Origin of the sequence: Pseudophaeobacter sp., from assembly GCF_048267565.1 — a bacterium.
GTDB lineage: Bacteria > Pseudomonadota > Alphaproteobacteria > Rhodobacterales > Rhodobacteraceae > Pseudophaeobacter > Pseudophaeobacter profundi.
In genome coordinates, this window is record NZ_JBLWXG010000002.1 from 143,270 (window position 1) to 160,841 (window position 17,572).

17 protein-coding genes are annotated in these 17,572 nt (G+C 58.5%); 7 read left to right on the forward strand and 10 right to left on the reverse strand.

The window, feature by feature from the left end:
- Window positions 1-3 precede the first annotated feature (3 nt).
- The 3 genes from ACN0VH_RS07085 to hslO are packed head-to-tail and all read right to left on the reverse strand — an operon-like array spanning window position 4 to window position 2,796.
- Entirely contained in the window at window positions 4-1,188 is a 1,185-nt protein-coding gene (locus ACN0VH_RS07085; protein WP_417700116.1) for a CCA tRNA nucleotidyltransferase, read from the reverse strand.
- Window positions 1,185-1,814 carry a CoA pyrophosphatase gene (locus ACN0VH_RS07090; protein ID WP_417700118.1) on the reverse strand — a complete coding sequence of 210 codons (630 nt, stop codon included), beginning with the start codon at window positions 1,812-1,814 and terminating at the stop codon, window positions 1,185-1,187. Before ACN0VH_RS07090 ends, ACN0VH_RS07085 begins: the two co-directional genes overlap by 4 nt.
- On the reverse strand, window positions 1,807-2,796 hold the full coding sequence (gene hslO, locus ACN0VH_RS07095; RefSeq protein WP_278922353.1) for an Hsp33 family molecular chaperone HslO: 990 nt from the start codon (window positions 2,794-2,796) through the stop codon (window positions 1,807-1,809). Before hslO ends, ACN0VH_RS07090 begins: the two co-directional genes overlap by 8 nt.
- A gap of 94 nt (window positions 2,797-2,890) precedes the next feature.
- On the opposite strand from hslO, the gene ACN0VH_RS07100 reads away from it, so the two are divergent.
- Complete coding sequence (locus tag ACN0VH_RS07100) at window positions 2,891-3,334, forward strand: NUDIX hydrolase (protein ID WP_278922218.1); 444 nt, start codon at window positions 2,891-2,893, stop codon at window positions 3,332-3,334.
- Window positions 3,335-3,369: 35 nt separating this feature from the next.
- On the opposite strand, the gene ACN0VH_RS07105 is transcribed toward ACN0VH_RS07100, so the two are convergent.
- Window positions 3,370-4,602 carry a PP2C family protein-serine/threonine phosphatase gene (locus ACN0VH_RS07105; RefSeq protein ID WP_417700120.1) on the reverse strand — a complete coding sequence of 411 codons (1,233 nt, stop codon included), beginning with the start codon at window positions 4,600-4,602 and terminating at the stop codon, window positions 3,370-3,372.
- 211 nt (window positions 4,603-4,813) lie between these two features.
- Here ACN0VH_RS07105 and ACN0VH_RS07110 point away from each other — a divergent pair, with 211 nt between their 5' ends.
- The gene (locus ACN0VH_RS07110; RefSeq protein ID WP_278922352.1) at window positions 4,814-5,134 is read left to right on the forward strand and encodes an Hpt domain-containing protein; all 321 of its coding nucleotides are present in this window, start codon (window positions 4,814-4,816) and stop codon (window positions 5,132-5,134) included.
- A gap of 19 nt (window positions 5,135-5,153) precedes the next feature.
- Here the strand turns inward: ACN0VH_RS07110 and ilvA are convergent, their stop codons facing one another.
- The gene (gene ilvA / locus ACN0VH_RS07115; RefSeq protein ID WP_278922216.1) at window positions 5,154-6,392 is read right to left on the reverse strand and encodes a threonine ammonia-lyase IlvA; all 1,239 of its coding nucleotides are present in this window, start codon (window positions 6,390-6,392) and stop codon (window positions 5,154-5,156) included.
- Window positions 6,393-6,464: 72 nt separating this feature from the next.
- A complete protein-coding gene (locus ACN0VH_RS07120) occupies window positions 6,465-7,220 on the reverse strand; it encodes a hypothetical protein (protein WP_417700122.1) in 756 nt (251 codons plus the stop codon).
- 108 nt (window positions 7,221-7,328) lie between these two features.
- Here ACN0VH_RS07120 and ACN0VH_RS07125 point away from each other — a divergent pair, with 108 nt between their 5' ends.
- The 3 genes from ACN0VH_RS07125 to ACN0VH_RS07135 all read left to right on the forward strand — a co-directional run bounded on the left by ACN0VH_RS07125 (window position 7,329) and on the right by ACN0VH_RS07135 (window position 9,418).
- Window positions 7,329-8,555: an argininosuccinate synthase gene (locus ACN0VH_RS07125; protein WP_278922214.1), complete on the forward strand. Its 1,227-nt coding sequence runs from the start codon at window positions 7,329-7,331 to the stop codon at window positions 8,553-8,555.
- The gene (locus ACN0VH_RS07130; protein ID WP_278922213.1) at window positions 8,552-9,010 is read left to right on the forward strand and encodes a DUF1810 domain-containing protein; all 459 of its coding nucleotides are present in this window, start codon (window positions 8,552-8,554) and stop codon (window positions 9,008-9,010) included. Before ACN0VH_RS07125 ends, ACN0VH_RS07130 begins: the two co-directional genes overlap by 4 nt.
- A gap of 123 nt (window positions 9,011-9,133) precedes the next feature.
- On the forward strand, window positions 9,134-9,418 hold the full coding sequence (locus tag ACN0VH_RS07135; protein ID WP_278922212.1) for an SCP2 sterol-binding domain-containing protein: 285 nt from the start codon (window positions 9,134-9,136) through the stop codon (window positions 9,416-9,418).
- A gap of 74 nt (window positions 9,419-9,492) precedes the next feature.
- Here ACN0VH_RS07135 and ACN0VH_RS07140 read toward each other — a convergent pair whose 3' ends face one another.
- Together ACN0VH_RS07140 and ACN0VH_RS07145 are read right to left on the reverse strand one after the other, a co-directional pair.
- Window positions 9,493-10,206: a sulfotransferase-like domain-containing protein gene (locus ACN0VH_RS07140; RefSeq protein WP_278922211.1), complete on the reverse strand. Its 714-nt coding sequence runs from the start codon at window positions 10,204-10,206 to the stop codon at window positions 9,493-9,495.
- A complete protein-coding gene (locus tag ACN0VH_RS07145; protein ID WP_417700123.1) occupies window positions 10,206-11,114 on the reverse strand; it encodes a D-amino acid aminotransferase in 909 nt (302 codons plus the stop codon). The genes ACN0VH_RS07140 and ACN0VH_RS07145 overlap by 1 nt, the downstream gene beginning before the upstream one ends.
- 151 nt (window positions 11,115-11,265) lie before the next feature.
- Between ACN0VH_RS07145 and ACN0VH_RS07150 the strand changes: the two genes are divergently transcribed.
- On the forward strand, window positions 11,266-11,436 hold the full coding sequence (locus ACN0VH_RS07150) for a hypothetical protein (protein WP_278922209.1): 171 nt from the start codon (window positions 11,266-11,268) through the stop codon (window positions 11,434-11,436).
- Between the two features lie 214 nt (window positions 11,437-11,650).
- On the opposite strand, the gene ACN0VH_RS07155 is transcribed toward ACN0VH_RS07150, so the two are convergent.
- Both ACN0VH_RS07155 and ACN0VH_RS07160 read right to left on the reverse strand, forming a co-directional pair.
- A complete protein-coding gene (locus tag ACN0VH_RS07155; RefSeq protein ID WP_278922208.1) occupies window positions 11,651-12,523 on the reverse strand; it encodes a ribokinase in 873 nt (290 codons plus the stop codon).
- A 5-nt stretch (window positions 12,524-12,528) separates the two neighbouring features.
- Window positions 12,529-14,784: an NADP-dependent malic enzyme gene (locus tag ACN0VH_RS07160; RefSeq protein WP_278922207.1), complete on the reverse strand. Its 2,256-nt coding sequence runs from the start codon at window positions 14,782-14,784 to the stop codon at window positions 12,529-12,531.
- A 167-nt stretch (window positions 14,785-14,951) separates the two neighbouring features.
- Here ACN0VH_RS07160 and mutS point away from each other — a divergent pair, with 167 nt between their 5' ends.
- Window positions 14,952-17,570: a DNA mismatch repair protein MutS gene (mutS, locus tag ACN0VH_RS07165; RefSeq protein WP_417700333.1), complete on the forward strand. Its 2,619-nt coding sequence runs from the start codon at window positions 14,952-14,954 to the stop codon at window positions 17,568-17,570.
- The last annotated feature ends 2 nt before the right edge of the window (window positions 17,571-17,572 follow it).

A 17,572-nucleotide genomic window follows, 5' to 3' on the forward strand; every position in this document is an offset into this window, starting at 1 on the left:
GCGTTATTTCAACCGCTCCAACAGGTCTTCGCGGGTCAGCTCAAAGCCGGACTCAATCCAGGCCTGCTGCAATTTCTTCAGCGCAGCGCCAAGCGCGGGTCCAGACAGATCCGGCATCAGATCCGCCGCCACAACCGGAAAGACAGCCGCAGCTCCGCGCGCCAGATCAGGCTCTAAATAAGGGGAAACCGGCTGTTCCATCAAGGCTGCGCGCAACAGACAGGCAGATCGTGCCATGTCAGATCCCAACTGATAGCTCAGCTTGCTGGCCCAGTCGGAACCAGTCGCAGCGCTGCGCAGCTGCTGCAATCGGCGCGCCTGCGCCTTGCTGAGGCGCAGATAGGGCAGCAGCTCTTCGCCGCCCAGCGCCGCCAGTCTGCAGATAGGATCGGGTGTTATGGCAGCCCCGGGATTATCCTGGCACTGCACATCCTGCAGATGCACCAGCGGCGCCAGGGCGCGATCATGGCTGCCGGGCAACACCTGCCCCAGCACCCCCAGCTGGCGCATCACCGCAATCGCCGGGGCGGGATCAGCGGCAGCAAGCAGTTTCAGCATTTCGCTGCTGACCCGTTCAAGTGAAAGCTGCGACAGCCCTTCCAGATTATTCGCAATCGCCGCCAGAGCATCAGGATCAAACCCCGCCTGGGCATCGCCATACCAGGCGTGAAAGCGAAAATACCGTAGGATACGCAGGTAATCTTCGCAGATGCGATTCCCTGCCGTACCGATAAAGCGCACCCGCCGGGCCTGCAGATCAGCCAGCCCCTGCAGCGGGTCAACCAGGCTGCCATCGGGGCGGGCATAAAGCGCATTCATGGTGAAATCGCGCCGGGCGGCGTCCTCGGCAATATCTTGGGAAAAGGCCACGACAGCGCGGCGACCATCGGTGGTCACATCCTTGCGAAAGGTGGTCACCTCATGCGGGATATGATTGGCCACCAGCGTCACGGTGCCATGGTCGATCCCGGTGGGGATCGCCTTGATCCCCGCCGCCTGCGCCAGGGCCAGCACCTCTTGCGGCGTGGCATCAGTGGCAATGTCGATATCCGAAACCGCCACCCCCATCAGCGCATTGCGCACACAGCCGCCGACAAAATAGGCCGCCGCACCCTGTGCCGTCAGCGCCGCGCAGACCTGCTGCGTTGCCGGATTCTGTAACCAGGGCTGCGCCGCAAGAGAGGTCATTTCTGCATCACTTTAGCAAGGTTGAACAACATCCGCGCGGTGGCGCCCCAGATGTAATAGGGCCCAAAGGGCACGGTATAATAATGTCGGCGGGTGCCGCGCCAACTGCGCGCAGTGACGGTATATTTTGCCGGATCCAGCAGATGCGACAGCGGCACGGAAAAGACTTCGGCCACCTCGCCGACCTCTGGCCGGATCTCAAAATCTTCATGCAGCAGCGCCACCACCGGGGTCACCTGAAAGCTGGTCACGGTTTCATGGCTAGGCAGCTGGCCGATAACATCGGGCAAGTCTTGCGGCAGGCCAATTTCTTCCCAGGCTTCGCGCAGGGCCGCGGCGATCACATCGGCGTCGCCTGCATCAACCTTGCCACCGGGAAAAGCGATCTGGCCAGGGTGGTGTTTCAACGCCGACGACCGTTTGGTCAGGATCACCCGTGGCTGATCAGCCTGGGCCAATGAAATCGCCACCAAGACCCCGGCCGGACGCAGCCTGCGCGGGCGAGGCACCACAAGATCAGGGTTGAGGTCAAAATCCGAAGACCCGGCCTGCCCTGCCTCGCCCGCCTGCCCCTGGGTCTGTGACTTGGACAGGGCGGCCTGCAATGCCTGCCGCAGATCAGTCACCTGTTGCGGTTTCCGCTTCAAAGCCAACGCTCGCCGGGTCCAGATCGTAATGGGCGCTACAGAACTGGCAATCCGCCGTGACACGGCCCTCGTCGGTGGTCATGGTTGCGATGTCCTTCGCCGAATAGATCGACAGGCTTTGGCGCACGCGTTCTTCAGAACAGGTACAGCCAAAATGCACTGACTGGGCATCATAGACCCGTGGCTGTTCTTCGTGGAACAGGCGCAGCAGCAATTCGGTTGGCGTGACCGAGGGTCCGATCAGTTCCAGCTCTTCGACCGTGGCCATCAAGGTATTGACCCGGTGCCAGTTCTCGGCGGCTTCGCCTTCAACAAGATCCTCTGGCTGAAGCGTGGAGCCCGTGCCCTCGGCTCCGCCCGCCACAAACGGAGAGGCCTTGGGCATATGCTGCAGCATCATGCCGCCGGCACGCCAGTGTTCCGCCACACCGGGGCTGGACGATTTGCCAAAGCTTAGGCTGAAAACCGTCGGCAACTGTTCTGACTGGGCAAAATAGGCACCGGCACAGGCCGCCAGCGACGGCCCGTCCAGGGCAGCAATGCCCTGATAGGGTGTGGTATCTTCGCCCTGGTTAATCATCACCGCAAAATAGCCCTCGCCCACCTGATCAAAGGGGGCTGCATCGGTCAACCGATCCGCATCATAGCTGGCATAGGCGCGAATGCGTGCGGGATCGCCCTCTTTTTGCGGCGCATAATAATCAGTGGCGATCATCCGCACCGCGCCTTTGGACTGAACCTGCAGCGACAGTTTCCAGCGCAGCTTCACCGTCTGGCCGATCAAGGCGGTCAGCAGGGCCATCTCGGCGACCAGGGCTTCGACCTGCGGCGGGTAATTGTGCTGTTTAAGGATACCATCCAGCGCAGAATCCAATCGCACCACACGACCGCGCATATCCGACGCATCAAGCTGAAAGGGCAGGACGGTATCGTCCCATGCGATTTTTGATCCAAGCGTCATTTTTGATCCAAGAGCCATGGGGGTTTCCTTAAGCGCCGAGGGTTGGCATATCGAGCCTATATAGGGTTTTCCACAATAGAGTGAAGGGGGCGATATGATCAGACGATTCGGAGAGCGGCCACAGCTGGGTCAAAACTATCGCATGCGCCCCGGTGTCTATGCAATTTTGCCCCGTGATGGCCAGGTCTTGCTGACCCGCCAGCTAGAGCCCGGCCCGGAAATCCAACTGCCCGGAGGCGGCATTGATCCAGGCGAATCGCCCCTTCCGGCGCTGCACCGCGAAGTGTTTGAGGAAACCGGCTGGTCCATTGCGGCCCCCCGGCGGCTGGGCGCATTTCGCCGCTATACCTTCATGCCGGAATATGACCTCTGGGCCGAGAAGCTCTGCCAGATCTATGTCGCCCGCCCCCTGCGCCGGTTGGGCCCACCCGCCGAAAGCCAGCATCAGGCCGTCTGGTTGGCACCACAGGATGTCATATCCTGCCTGGGGAATCCGGGGGATCGGCATTTTGCGCAGCAGTATTTCTGCAAGCGCTAGCGCGGCGCGACTTTCGCGCCGTTTAAGACCCTAAATCAGGGGCCTTCGAATTCAAACAGGGTCGCAGAGACGTCATCTTCCAGCCCGTGTTCCGACGACATGATCTGCGTCAGGTTCCAGTATAGGTCATCCAGGAATTCCTTGCCGCTCTGGCCCCGATCACATTTGCCAATCAGGTCCAGCAGACCCTCTGTCTCCAGCATCTCGCCGTTTTCCAGCCTCGCCTCGGTGAAACCGTCGGAATACAGCAGCAGGCGATCGCCTTTTTCCAGGTGGATTTCTTCTTGGCTGTGGCTGATATCCGGCACCAAACCGATCGGCACACCGCCCTTGCCAAGGAATTCGGTGGTGCCATCACGGCGCAGCAATAGCGGGTGCGGATGTCCGGCCTGCACCATTTTCAACAACCCATTGCGCAGATCAACGATGCAATAGGCCATGGTGAAATATTCTTCGATGCCAGTATCCGCAATCAGGCGCGCGTTCAGCAGCCGCGCCACCTCATCCGGTTGCCGCAGGGCATAGAACCGCTTGAATCGCTGCTCCATCCCGACGTTCTGATCATAATAGGTCGAAGAGAGATAGCCGCCCAGACGGGCCGTCATCATCGCCGAGGTAATGCCATGCCCCGACACATCAATCGAATAAAAGCCAATCTGATTCACACTGGGGCAGAACATGCCAACCAGGTCACCGCCGATATGGCCACAGGGCTTCAGCAACAGGCTCACCGTGGAAGAGCCAAACTCTTTCGACAGCTCCGGCACCAGTGATTCCTGGATTTTGCGGGCCTGGATAAGATCCTTGTCGATGGCGTCATAGACGCGCTGCAATTCGTCCAGCGTGTCGGAAACGATACGATTCTTTTCCGACAGCTCTCGCTGCATGCGCAGGATACGTTCACCGGCAGAGATCCGCGCCCGCAGCTCATCCGAACTGACTGGCTTGGTCAAGAAATCATCGGCACCGGCATCCAGACCTTCGGCAACCTCGTTCTTTTCGCTCTTGGAGGTCAGCAGAATGAAATAGCCGTAATTGTCTTTCGATTGTTCGCGAAAGGCCTGACAGAATTCCAGCCCATTCATCCCCGGCATCATCCAATCGCTGAGAATCAGGTCCGGCGGCTCTTGGCGGCAAATCTCCATCGCAGCCTCGCCGCTGTCTGCCTCGACGACATCGAACCCCCACTTTTGCAAGGAGGCAACAAGTATCCGGCGCTGCAAGCGGCTGTCGTCGACAACCAGCACACGGCTAATCGACCCGCTCATGGCGTGTTCCTCGTTGTCCGATGAACTGTCTTGCAGCACCCTTGGTACCTCATAAAAAATGATCGCGGCCTTATCACTGCTATTATTATCCGTGCAGACCTTTAATACGATGTGAACGTGAAAATTTGTCCTGTTGTCGATTTTTCATCATAAGTTTACTATATATAGCCAAGCTAACCTCCGCAAACTGAAGGCAAACAGGAACACGACGATGATAAATTGGCCTCGGGTAAAAGAGTTGAAAGACGAAATTGGGTCCGATGGATTTGACGAAGTTGTGGAACTTTTTTTAGAGGAAGTCGACGAAATTATTGAAAAGCTGCGCGGTGAAGATCGCGGCCAGCTGGAACAAGACCTGCATTTCCTCAAGGGATGTGCCTTGAATCTTGGCTTTGACCGGTTCTCGGACCTTTGCCTCAAAGGCGAACGCCAAGCAGCCGGGGGCGCAGCAGATACTGTCGATCTGCCTGGAATTCTGGCAAGCTTCGATCAGTCAAAGCAGGTCTTCCTGGCAGAAGTTTCCGACCATTAATTGCCAGTAGAATTCTGTATTAAATCAAGAATTGCGCCAGTGTCTCATCACTGGTGATATCTGTATAGGACATGCCCGCAGCATCCAGGCGGGCAAAAAAGTCGGAAAAATTCTCTGGCCGCTTGGTCTCTATCCCGATCAGGACCGAGCCAAAGTTTCGGGCCGATTTCTTCAGATATTCAAACCGCGCGATATCATCCTCTGGCCCCAGCATGCCAAGGAACTCTTTCAAAGCGCCGGGCCGCTGCGGCAGACGCAAGAGAAAGTACTTTTTGACGCCGCTGTAACGGAGTGCCCGTTCCTTGACCTCTGGCAGGCGTTCAAAATCAAAATTCCCGCCCGAGGTGATACAAACAACCGTCTTGCCGCGGATCCAGGACCGCAGATCGCCCAGCGCCTCAATCGCCAAAGCGCCCGCCGGCTCCAGCACAATCCCTTCAACATTCAGCATCTCGATGATGGTGGCGCAGACCCGATCTTCTGCCAGGGAAATGACATCCGGTAACAGCACATGTTTCAGCGCCTCATAGGGACGCGCACCAAGGCGACCCACCGCAGCGCCATCGACAAATGTATCCACATGGTCCAGCGCCACCGGTCGCCCGGCAGCAAGTGCAGCACGCAGGCAGGCGCCGCCAGCCGGTTCGACATAAAGACTGTGCACCCGATCACCAAACCAGGTGGTGACACCAGCGGACATGCCACCGCCGCCCACTGGCAGAACCACATGGTCCGGCACCCGGCCCAGCTGCGCCTCGATCTCGACCGCGATAGAGCTTTGCCCCTCAATCACATCCGCATCGTCAAAGGGCGACAGGAAATGCCCACCTTCACGGGCGCACCAATCCTGTGCAGCGGCCAGCGTGACGTCAAAGTAGTCGCCAACCAGATGGATCTCGACATTGTCACCGCCAAACATCCGGGTTTTCTGAATTTTCTGCTGCGGTGTTGTCACCGGCATAAAGATCACGCCCATGACGCCCATATGTTTGCACATGAAGGCCACGCCCTGCGCGTGATTCCCCGCCGAGGCGCAAACAAACAACTGCTGATCAGGCTGTTTGCGCATGGCGTTAAAGGCACCACGAATCTTGTAGGATCGCACCGGGCTCAGATCTTCGCGCTTGAGGTAGATATCAGCCTCGAACCGTTCAGACAGATGCACATTGCGCTGCAATGGCGTTGCGGGAAAAACATCGCGCATCGCTGCTTCGGCGGCACGGGCGGCGGTATGGAAAGGGGTGTCTGGATTGCTCATGCGCTATTGAGTGACCCAAGCCAGCCCCCAAGGCAAGGGGGCTGGCTAATGTCAGGCGTAAAGCAGCCCCGATTACAGCGACCGCCCCTGGATACTGATGCCATATACAGTGGTCAAAATACTGATCCCAACCATGGTATAGGCCCATTGCAGCGCAGCAATCGCCGCCAGCCCCAGCGTAATGCTCAGCGGAATCAGCACAAAAGCCGCAACAACCCCGATCGCCACGGCCGACAAAGCCAAGAACAATACCGCCATCAAGACGGCCCCCGAAATCTGTGCCGTGGCTTCCCAGGCTTCTTTCACGCCCAGCTTTTCACCCAGGGCCGCAGCGGGCAACAAAGGCGACAACCGGTAGAACATCCAGATTGCCACAACAACCAGCGCAAACAGCAACACGAAAAACACTGGCATCAGGTTATAGGTAACCATTCCGATCACTGCCCCAGCAATGCCAACAAGCAGCCCGATGCCAAGACCCAACAAAACTGCAGTAAAGAAATAGGCAAGCATACGCATGCCATGAAACGGCGGGATAGGACCGGATGCCTCCTCTAGCAGTACATAGCGATGCCAGGCGACGGCAACCCAGACACCGGCAACCGCCATGGCCAGCTGCAACAGGATATCCGTACCAGTTACCTGTTGCGCCGCAGCAAAATCACCGCTGACATCAGCCGAGCTGCCGAAAATGAACCCCAAAACGGTGATCAAGATCAGCGGCCAGGAAATCCGAACCGCATCACTAAAATTATGTTTCAGCAAGAAAACTGAATGAGAAAAAATCTTCCAACCTGTCACGGCCAACACCCCACGAAAGAACTGCATATATTTTGTCACGTTATGCGAGTGTATAGGAAAGGAAAACCCCGCCAAACCTTGCCCTCGCACGTGAAACCCGGTATCGCCCAGTCGATCTGACTGAGAGGAAATTCCATGTCCGCGCCCAAGAAAGTTGTGCTGGCCTATTCCGGTGGCCTTGATACCTCAATCATCCTGAAGTGGCTGCAGACCGAATACGGCTGCGAAGTTGTCACCTTCACCGCCGACCTTGGCCAGGGTGAAGAGCTGGAGCCCGCCCGCAAAAAGGCAGAGATGCTCGGCATCAAACCGGAAAACATCTATATCGAAGACGTCCGCGAAGAATTCGTGCGGGACTTTGTCTTCCCAATGTTCCGCGCCAATGCGGTCTATGAGGGTCTCTACCTGCTGGGCACCTCAATTGCGCGTCCGCTGATCTCCAAACGTCTGGTGGAAATCGCCGAAGCCACCGGCGCCGACGCGGTTGCCCATGGCGCCACCGGCAAGGGCAACGACCAGGTTCGCTTTGAACTGGCCGCCTATGCGCTGAACCCCGACATCAAGGTCATCGCGCCCTGGCGCGAATGGGATCTGACCTCGCGCACCCGCCTGCTGGAATTTGCCGAGGCAAACCAGATCCCCGTGGCCAAGGACAAGCGCGGCGAAGCCCCCTTCTCGGTGGATGCCAACCTCTTGCACACCTCTTCCGAGGGCAAGGTGCTGGAAGACCCCGCCGAAATGGCACCCGATTATGTCTATCAGCGCACGGTTAATCCCGAAGATGCACCAGACACACCCGAATTCATCGAAATCGGCTTTGAAAAAGGCGATCCCGTCTCCATCAATGGCGAAGCCATGTCGCCCGCCACCGTGCTGACAGCGCTGAACGAATATGGCCGCAAGCATGGTATTGGCCGCCTCGATCTGGTCGAAGGCCGCTTTGTTGGCATGAAATCGCGTGGCATCTACGAAACCCCCGGCGGCACCATCCTGCTCGAAGCGCACCGCGGCATTGAATCCATCACCATGGACCGGGGTGCAATGCATCTCAAAGATGAGCTGATGCCAAAATATGCAGAACTCATCTACAATGGCTTCTGGTACAGCCCCGAACGCGAAATGCTGCAAGCGGCAATCGATGCCAGCCAGGGTCATGTTACCGGCACCGTGCGTCTCAAGCTCTACAAAGGCATGGCCTCGACCGTTGGCCGCTGGTCCGATCATTCGCTCTATTCCGAGGCCCATGTAACCTTCGAAGAAGATGCCGGCGCCTATGACCAGACAGATGCGGCGGGCTTCATTCAGCTCAACGCGCTGCGCCTGAAACTGCTGGCAGCCCGTGATCGTCGGTTGAAAAAATGAGCGACTTTGACGACATGGACGGTGATTTCGAAGACGACTTCGAAGAAGAGCTGGAGATGTTTGTCGAGGCCCAGGATACCGTTTGGCCGGATGTCCTGGCAGAGCTGAGCGCGGGTAAGAAGACGGGCCACTGGATGTGGTTCGTCTTTCCCCAGCTGGCCGAACTGGGCCAGTCACACATGGCGCAGCTCTACGGTATCGAAGACCTGGCAGAGGCCACCGCCTATCTGGGTAACGACACCCTGCGCACCCGCTTGGTTGAAGTCAGCCAACTGATGTTGACCCATCAGGGGCAAGAGGCCGCCAGCATCCTTGGTGCAACAGATGCCAAGAAACTGCGATCCTCGATGACATTGTTTGCCGCAGTTCCCGGCGCGCCCGATGTCTTTGCCGAAGTTCTGGCAATCTTCTTTGCCGCCAGCCCCTGCGACGTGACGCTTCAAGCCATCGCCTGAACGACGAAACAGGCTCTGATTCTGGGCATTTTTCCTTTTGCCCTGCCCCTGCCGCCCCGTCAGGCTTGTCGGCTATCGCGGGCTGGCCTATCCCTTTGTGTGACATTCCAAGGGGACAATTCGATGGTGCTACAAGACATTGCAAACGGCATTTCTGACGGGCTTCACGGTAAGACCTTTGAAGGATCTCTGAAATTTGACTGTGGCAAAGATGGCGTCATCATTCTGGCCGATGGCTGCGCTACAACAACGGATCGCGACACCGATTGCACCATCAAACTCACCCAGGATAATCTGATCAAACTGCTCACAGGCAAGCTCAATCCGATGACCGGGGTGATGATGGGCAAGTTGAAAATTTCCGGCGATATGACCACCGCAATGAAGCTGGGAAAACTGATCGGCTGATCTATTTCATCTTACCATAAATACCTTGGGGGAGCGCCCCCAGGCGCGGGGGGCAAAGCCCCCGCAAATACCTTTCAGATCTTTTGCGCCTTCATCGCCTCATAATAAGGCAAAGCTGCATCCAACACTGGACGCAACGTATCAGGCACTTGCGGCAATGGACCTTCAGCACCGGCAAAACCCGTTGAATTCCACACGGCACCGTACCAGACGGGGGCCCAGACGCCATCATCCGGGTGGCCGCCCTTGGGCCAACTCAGCATCTTGGGCGAAGGCGGCAGGCCAATCGCATCGCAGAGCTGCGGAAGCTTGGCACCAGGGTCTTCGCGGATGTCGTGACTATCCACAACCACCGGCACCTGCCCCCAGCTTTGGCACAGCTCAAACAGCTCTGCCTGTTGGCGAAAGCCAATATCATCCAGCGTCGGGTTCTCTCGTTTCGCCGCATAAGAGGCGATGACCCGTGCCGGATGGCGGATCAGGAAGACATTTGTGACCTCACGCATCCAATCCCGCGGCACCCCGGCGATCATGTGCTGGGTCATATGCTTTTGATAGAAATAGGGCTTGGCCGCAGGCACCGGTCCCAACAGGGTCTTTGCCACGGCTTTGGCATCCTGTGGTTGGCTTTCCAGGATTTCTGCCTGCATCGGATGTGTCAGGCCCGTCATGGCCAGATAGGCCGCATAGAAGGGTTCATCCACCACCGCGCAATCACCACGATTGCCAAAGGCATACATCATTGCCGTCGACAGGTTACGCGGGCCGGACCACATGGCGATCCGCATCAGGCGCACTCCGCTTCGATCATGTCCTTGTACAGCGCACGAATACGCTTGGTCACGGGTCCCATTTCCCCGCTGCCGATCTGGCGGCCATCAATATCCCCCACAGGGGTCTGCGCACCAAATGTACCGGTCAAGAAAGCCTCATCGGCGCCGTAGGTATCCACCAGCGAATAGTTGCGTTCAAACACCGGAATATCATTGGCACGGCACAGGTCGATGACCTTTTGTCGGGTAATGCCATTCATGCAGTAGTCCCCGGTCGACGTCCAAACGGCACCGCCGCGCACAATGAAAAAGTTGCAAGCATTGGTGGTGTTCACAAAGCCGTTCACATCCAGCATCAGCCCTTCGTCCGCACCGGCCTTCTCCGCTGCGATACAGGCCAGGATGCAGTTCAGTTTGGAATGGGAATTCAGCTTTGGATCCTGGGTCATCGGCAGCCCACGCAGATGCGGCACGGTTGCCAGCCGGATGGGGCGCGGCAGGTTGGGTTTTGAATGTTCCATGATGATCACCATGGTCGGCCCCTGCTGCGACAAGGACGGATGCTGGAACGGCCGTGTCTTTACCCCCCGCGTCAGCATCAGCCGGGCATGGGCATCTGTGGTCATGCCATTGGCCTTTTGCGTCTCTAATATAGCATTTTTCACGCCATCTCGGTTCAAACCGATGTCCAGGTCAATCGCCTTTGCGGCCTCGAACAGACGATCAAGATGGGCGTCAATAAAGGCCCATGTGCCATTATACAGCCGCAGCCCTTCCCAGACCCCATCGCCCAGCATGAAGCCGCTGTCATAAACGCTGACCGTTGCCTCGGCCTTGGGCACGATTTTACCATTCAGATAGATCAGGATCTCTTCGTTGCGCTGATCTTCTGCAGCCTGATGGGTGCTCATTTTTTCTGACATGGTATCCTCCGTTTGACGGCACGCTAGAAGGATTGGATCCAATTTCCAAGCGGTAACTTGCCCTCACCTCTGCGTGAGATTTGATGTCACCGGGTTGCGGCAATACCGCTGCCGCCGCAGAGTACGGAAATACTGCAAGATGGAGGGTGCAATGCCCCATTTGAACACTGTGAAACCCATCGCGCTGACCCTGTTTATGGTGTTGGCCCTGGTCCTGCGCAGCCATGAGGCAAAGACCCAGGCCATAGAGGCATTGACCGTCGTGGGCAGCTGTTTCTGGTGCGTTGAGAGCATTTTTTCATCGGTAACAAGCGTCATTTAGACGCTTGTCGCAGCCATGCAACGCGCCATGCCCAATTTACGTGACACGCTTTGGGACATCCCTGGTGCCATCGGCAGTGTGTGATGACGGGCTATCCCCACCAAAGACCATTACCAAACCTGTGAGGACCCCGATGGGGCCAGCCCCCTCTTGCGCCCAGGCGCAATTCACCCCCGGGATATTTCGAGCCAAATGAAGGCGCGACGGATCTGCGTCAAAAGCGGGCGTTCTGCACCTCTTTCAGATCGGGAATCACATCAGCTGTGCCGTGACGCATCACCATCAGGGCAGCCGCACGAGCCGCCAGCGCCAGAGCCTGTGGCATGGGCAAGCCGCGATCCAATGCGGATAGAACATAGCCCGTGAAGGTATCACCGGCCCCGGTGGTATCGATAGCTGTAACTGGCAGGGCCGGTACATCCTGCACCAGAGACGTCATGCTGCTGTAATGACGCGCCCCACGGGCCCCCAGCGTGACAATCACATCCGCGATGCCGAGCCCATCGGGGGCCTTGCCGGTGGCCTGCTGCAACTGCTGTGCCTCCACCTCGTTCAGGAACAACAGATCGAGAAAGGGCAGCAGGGCCTGCACTGCCTTTGCGTCGAACGGGGCGGCAGCATAGGCCACTTTCAGACCTAGATCTTGTGCCATCTGCGCCGCCTGGGCCTGCATGTTTGTTTCATTTTGCAGCACCAGCATGTCGCCAGCATTTGCGGCGCTCAGTGCCTGACCGATCTGATCCTGGCCGATGGCCCGATTGGCACCGGGAAACAGGATGATCTGGTTTTCGCCGGAAGGGTCCACAGCGATTATGGCATGGCCAGTGGGCTGGTCGAGACTGGCTATATGGCGGGTATCGACGCCATATTCCATCAGCCGTGCCACCGCCCAGCCGCCTTCGGGGCCAACCGCGCCAATGTGATGCACCACCGATCCAGCGCGGGCGGCGGCGACCGACATATTGGCCCCCTTGCCTCCCAGAAACTGGTCCAGCCCGGTGGCCGCAAGGGTTTCACCCGCGCCGGGTAGGTGCGGCAGGGCATAAACCATATCTGCATTGATGGACCCGAGGTTCCATATTGCCATGTGATCTACCCGATATTGCAGGCCGCCAGAACGGCCATGTTCAGCACGTCATTGGCGGTGGAGGTGGTGGAGCAAATCTGGATCGGCTTATCCACGCCCGAAAGGATGGGGCCAACAACGGTCGCACCGCCCATTTCCTGCATCAGTTTCACCGAAATAGAGGCCGAGTGCCGGGCCGGCACGATTAGAATATTGGCCGGACCAGTCAGGCGCTGGAAGGGATAGGCGTCTTGCGCGGCAGCGTTGAGCGCCACATCAACGGTCATCTCGCCTTCATATTCAAAATCCACCCTGCGGCGGTCCAGCTCGGCTGGAGCCAGGTGCATTTTTTCGGCCCGTTCCGAAACCGGATAGCCAAAGGTCGAGAAGCTGACAAAGGCCACCCGAGGCTCCAACCCCATATGGCGTGCCACACCAGCGGCACGTTCGGCAATATTGGCCAGGTCGTTTTCATTGGGCCATTCATGCACCAAGGTATCGCCGATCAGCACAATCCGCCCCTTGTGCAAGAGTGCGGTCACCCCGGCGGCGCCATGGCTGCTGTCGGCGTCAAACACATGGTTGATCTGATCCAGAATATGCGCCGATTTGCGTGTCGCGCCGGTGACAAGACCGTCCCCATGGCCATGGGCCAGCATCAGGGCAGAAAACACATGCCGGTCGCGCCCGACCAGGCGGTGCACATCCTTGCGATCAAAGCCTTTGCGCTGCAAACGTTTGTAAAGAAAGTCTTTATAGACTTCAAAATGGCTGGTGTTGGCGGCATTGACGATCTCAAGCTCGCGCACGGCATCGCCGAGACCGGCGGCTTCCAACTTTTGCTTTACGTCTTCATTGCGCCCCACCACCAGTGCCTTGCCAAAGCCAGACCGCTGGTAGTTGACAGCGGCGCGCAGCACCCGTGGATCATCACCTTCGGCAAAGATCATCCGGCTTTGCGCGGAACGCGCCCGTGCGTTGAGACCGCGCAGGATAGAGGCAGTCGGATCCATCCGCCCCTTCAGGCCAACCTCGTAGGCCTCCATGTCGATAATCGGGCGGCGCGCAGCACCGGTATCCATGCCCGCCTTGGCCACGGCGGGTGGAATACGGTGGATCAGACGCGGATCAAAAGGCGTGGGGATGATATAGTCGCGACCAAAGGTCAGCGATTTGCCATAGGCCAGCGCCACCTCATCCGGCACGTCTTCGCGCGCGAGAGCGGCCAGCGCATGGGCGCAGGCGATCTTCATTTCGTCATTGATGGCGCGGGCGTGGATATCCAGCGCCCCCCGGAACAGATAGGGAAAGCCCAGCACGTTGTTGACCTGATTGGGATAATCGGACCGTCCAGTGGCCACGATGGCATCAACGCGCACCTCGTGGGCCTCTTCCGGGGTGATTTCCGGGTCAGGGTTGGCCATGGCAAAAATGACCGGATTGTCGGCCATGGATTTGACCATATCCTGGGTCACCGCACCCTTGACCGATACGCCAAGGAAAACATCGGCCCCCTCCATCGCCTGCTCCAGGCTCCGCAGGTCCGTGGTTACAGCATGGGCCGATTTCCACTGGTTCATGCCCTCGGTCCGGCCCTGATAGATCACACCTTTGGTGTCGCAGACGATGCAGTTTTCGTGCCGCGCGCCCATGCGTTTCAGCAGTTCGATGCAGGCGATACCAGCCGCCCCTGCCCCGTTCAGAACGATGCGCACGTCTTCGATCTTTTTGCCCGAAATATGCAGCGCATTGATCAGCCCTGCCGCACAGATCACCGCTGTGCCGTGCTGGTCATCGTGGAACACCGGAATATCCATCTCTTCCTTGAGCTTCTGCTCAATGATGAAACATTCAGGTGCCTTGATATCTTCGAGGTTGATGCCGCCAAATGTTGGCCCCATCAGGCGCACGGCTTCGATGAATTTATCCGGGTCTTCGGTGTCCAGCTCGATATCAATCGAATTCACATCGGCAAAGCGTTTAAAGAGAACAGATTTGCCCTCCATCACCGGTTTCGACCCTAGCGCGCCAAGATTACCCAGACCCAGAACCGCCGTGCCGTTTGAAATTACCGCCACAAGGTTGCCCTTGTTGGTATAGTCATAGGCAGTTTCGGGGTTGGCGGCGATCGCCTCGCAGGGGACCGCCACACCGGGCGAATAGGCCAGCGACAGATCGCGCTGCGTCGTCATCGGAACGGTGGCATTGATCTCCCATTTCCCTGGCGTTGGATCCAGGTGAAAGGCGAGGGCTTCTTCATCAGTGATCTTTGCTTTGGGCATCGTATCCGTCGTTCTTTTTCCAAGGGCGCTGGAACTTCATAGCCCAGCCCGTGGGTTGCCACAACGACTATACGTTTTCACCTTTCGTCGCAGGTCGGCGGTTTGTATGGTCGCCCGACAAAACCCACCCCGATACGCGGAGATCTCTTTTGGCCACAGTCACGCCGATGATGGCGCAATACCTCGACATCAAGGCACAATATCCGGATGCGCTGCTGTTTTACCGGATGGGCGATTTCTACGAGATGTTTTTTGACGACGCGGTCAATGCCGCCGAAGCGCTGGACATCGCCCTGACCAAACGCGGCAAGCACAACGACCAGGATATCCCGATGTGTGGCGTGCCGTTTCATGCCGCCGAAGGCTATCTCTTGACGCTGATCCGCAAGGGTTTTCGCGTGGCGGTGGGCGAACAGCTGGAAACCCCCGCCGAAGCCAAGAAACGCGGCGGAAAATCGGTGGTCAAACGCGATGTGGTGCGGCTGGTCACCCCCGGAACCCTGACAGAAGATTCCCTGCTGGAAGCGCGACGCCATAACTTTCTGGTGTCATACTGCGTGTTGCGCGACGAGGCAGCCCTGGCCTGGGCCGATATCTCCACCGGGGATTTTCACGTCATGCCGATCAGCCAGCTGCGGCTGTCGCCAGAACTCGCCCGCCTTGCGCCATCCGAACTGATCGTCGCCGAAGGCACCTCCTATGACGCGGCAGCCCCCCTGGCTAGTGAATACAAGATCCCCCTGACCCCGCTGGGCAAGGCCAGCTTTGACAGCACCGCCGCAGAAAAGCGCATCTGCAATCTGTTCTCCGTCAGTGCGCTGGAAGGTTTTGGCACCTTTTCCCGCGCCGAAATTTCCGCCATGGGGGCGCTGATCGACTATCTGGAAATCACCCAGAAGGGCAAATTGCCACTGCTGCAGCCGCCGCAACAGGAAGCCCAGGATCGGGTAGTGCAGATTGATGCCTCGACCCGCGCCAGCCTTGAACTCACCCGCTCTCTTTCAGGGGGGCGGGCAGGATCGCTGCTCGCAGTGGTCGACCGCACCGTCACCCCCGGCGGCGCCCGCCTGCTGGAACAGCGGCTCTCCAGCCCTTCGCGCAGCCTCGATGTAATCAATGCCCGCCTGGCGGCACTGGATTTCATGGTGGACCGCGACCAGCACTGCGAAGAGCTGCGCAGCGCCCTGCGCAAAACCCCCGATCTGGACCGTGCCCTGTCGCGCCTGGCCCTGGATCGCGGTGGCCCCCGCGATCTGGCCGCAATCCGCAATGGATTGGCCCAGGCCAGCGCCATAGCTGCATCCAATCACAACCAAGAGCTACCGCCGCTCATTGCCAGCGCAACCCAGGATCTGACTGGCTTTGACGCCCTGCTCGATCTGCTTGACAGCGCCCTGATTGCCGAACCACCCCTCTTGGCCCGCGATGGCGGTTTCATTGCGGCAGGCTATGACGACGACCTGGATGAGGCCCGCACCCTCCGCGATGAAGGCCGCTCTGTCATTGCCACCATGCAACAGACCTACGCCAGTGAAACCGGCATTGCCTCGCTCAAGATCAAGCACAACAATGTGCTGGGTTATTTCATCGAAACCACCGCAACCCATGCAGACAAGATGCTGTCGCCGCCGCTCTCCGACAAATTCATCCACCGTCAAACCACCGCAAATCAGGTGCGCTTCACCACGGTAGAACTCAGCGAGATCGAAACCCGCATCCTCAACTCTGGCGGCCGTGCGCTAGAGATCGAAAAGCGGCTCTATTCCAGGCTATCTGCGGCAGTTCTGGATCAAGCCCCCCGGCTGAACACCGCAGCGCGGGGCCTGGCAGAACTGGATCTTGTCTGCGCCCTTGCCGATCTGGCACGGGGCGAAAACTGGGCCCGCCCCAAGGTCGACACCTCGCGCGCCTTTGACATCACCGGCGGGCGTCACCCGGTTGTGGAACGCGCCCTGCGCCAGCAGGGCGGCGATACATTTGTCGCCAATGACTGCAATCTCAGCGCCACAGATGGCGCCGCCGTCTGGCTGTTAACCGGCCCCAACATGGCCGGTAAATCGACTTTCCTGCGCCAGAACGCCTTGATCGCCCTGCTGGCCCAAATGGGCAGCTATGTGCCATGTGAAACGGCCCATATCGGGTTGATCAGCCAGCTCTTCAGCCGCGTCGGAGCCTCGGATGATTTGGCCCGTGGCCGCTCCACCTTCATGGTCGAAATGGTCGAAACCGCCGCCATCCTCAACCAGGCTGACGACCGCGCCCTGGTCATTCTCGACGAAATCGGCCGCGGCACCGCCACCTATGACGGGCTCTCCATCGCCTGGGCCACCCTAGAACACCTGCACGAGGTGAACCGGTCCCGGGCCCTCTTTGCCACCCACTACCACGAATTGACCCAGCTCTCGAACACGCTCAACGGTGTCGAAAACGCCACCGTCGCGGTCAAGGAATGGGAAGGCGAAGTGATTTTCCTGCACGAGGTCACCAAAGGCGCCGCTGACCGGTCTTATGGTGTACAGGTGGCACAATTGGCCGGCCTGCCTGCCAGCGTTGTCGCCCGGGCCCGCGATGTGTTGAATATGCTGGAAAAAGGCAGCCGCGAAGGTGCCGGTGTCAAAATCCAGATCGATGACCTGCCACTTTTTGCCGCCGCCCTACCGCCACAAGAAAAAGCCCCATCAGGCCCTTCCCCGGTGGAACAGCTGCTGTCAGAAATTCACCCGGATGAGCTAACACCACGTGAAGCCCTAGAGCTGCTCTACCAACTGAAAGACACAGCAAAATAACA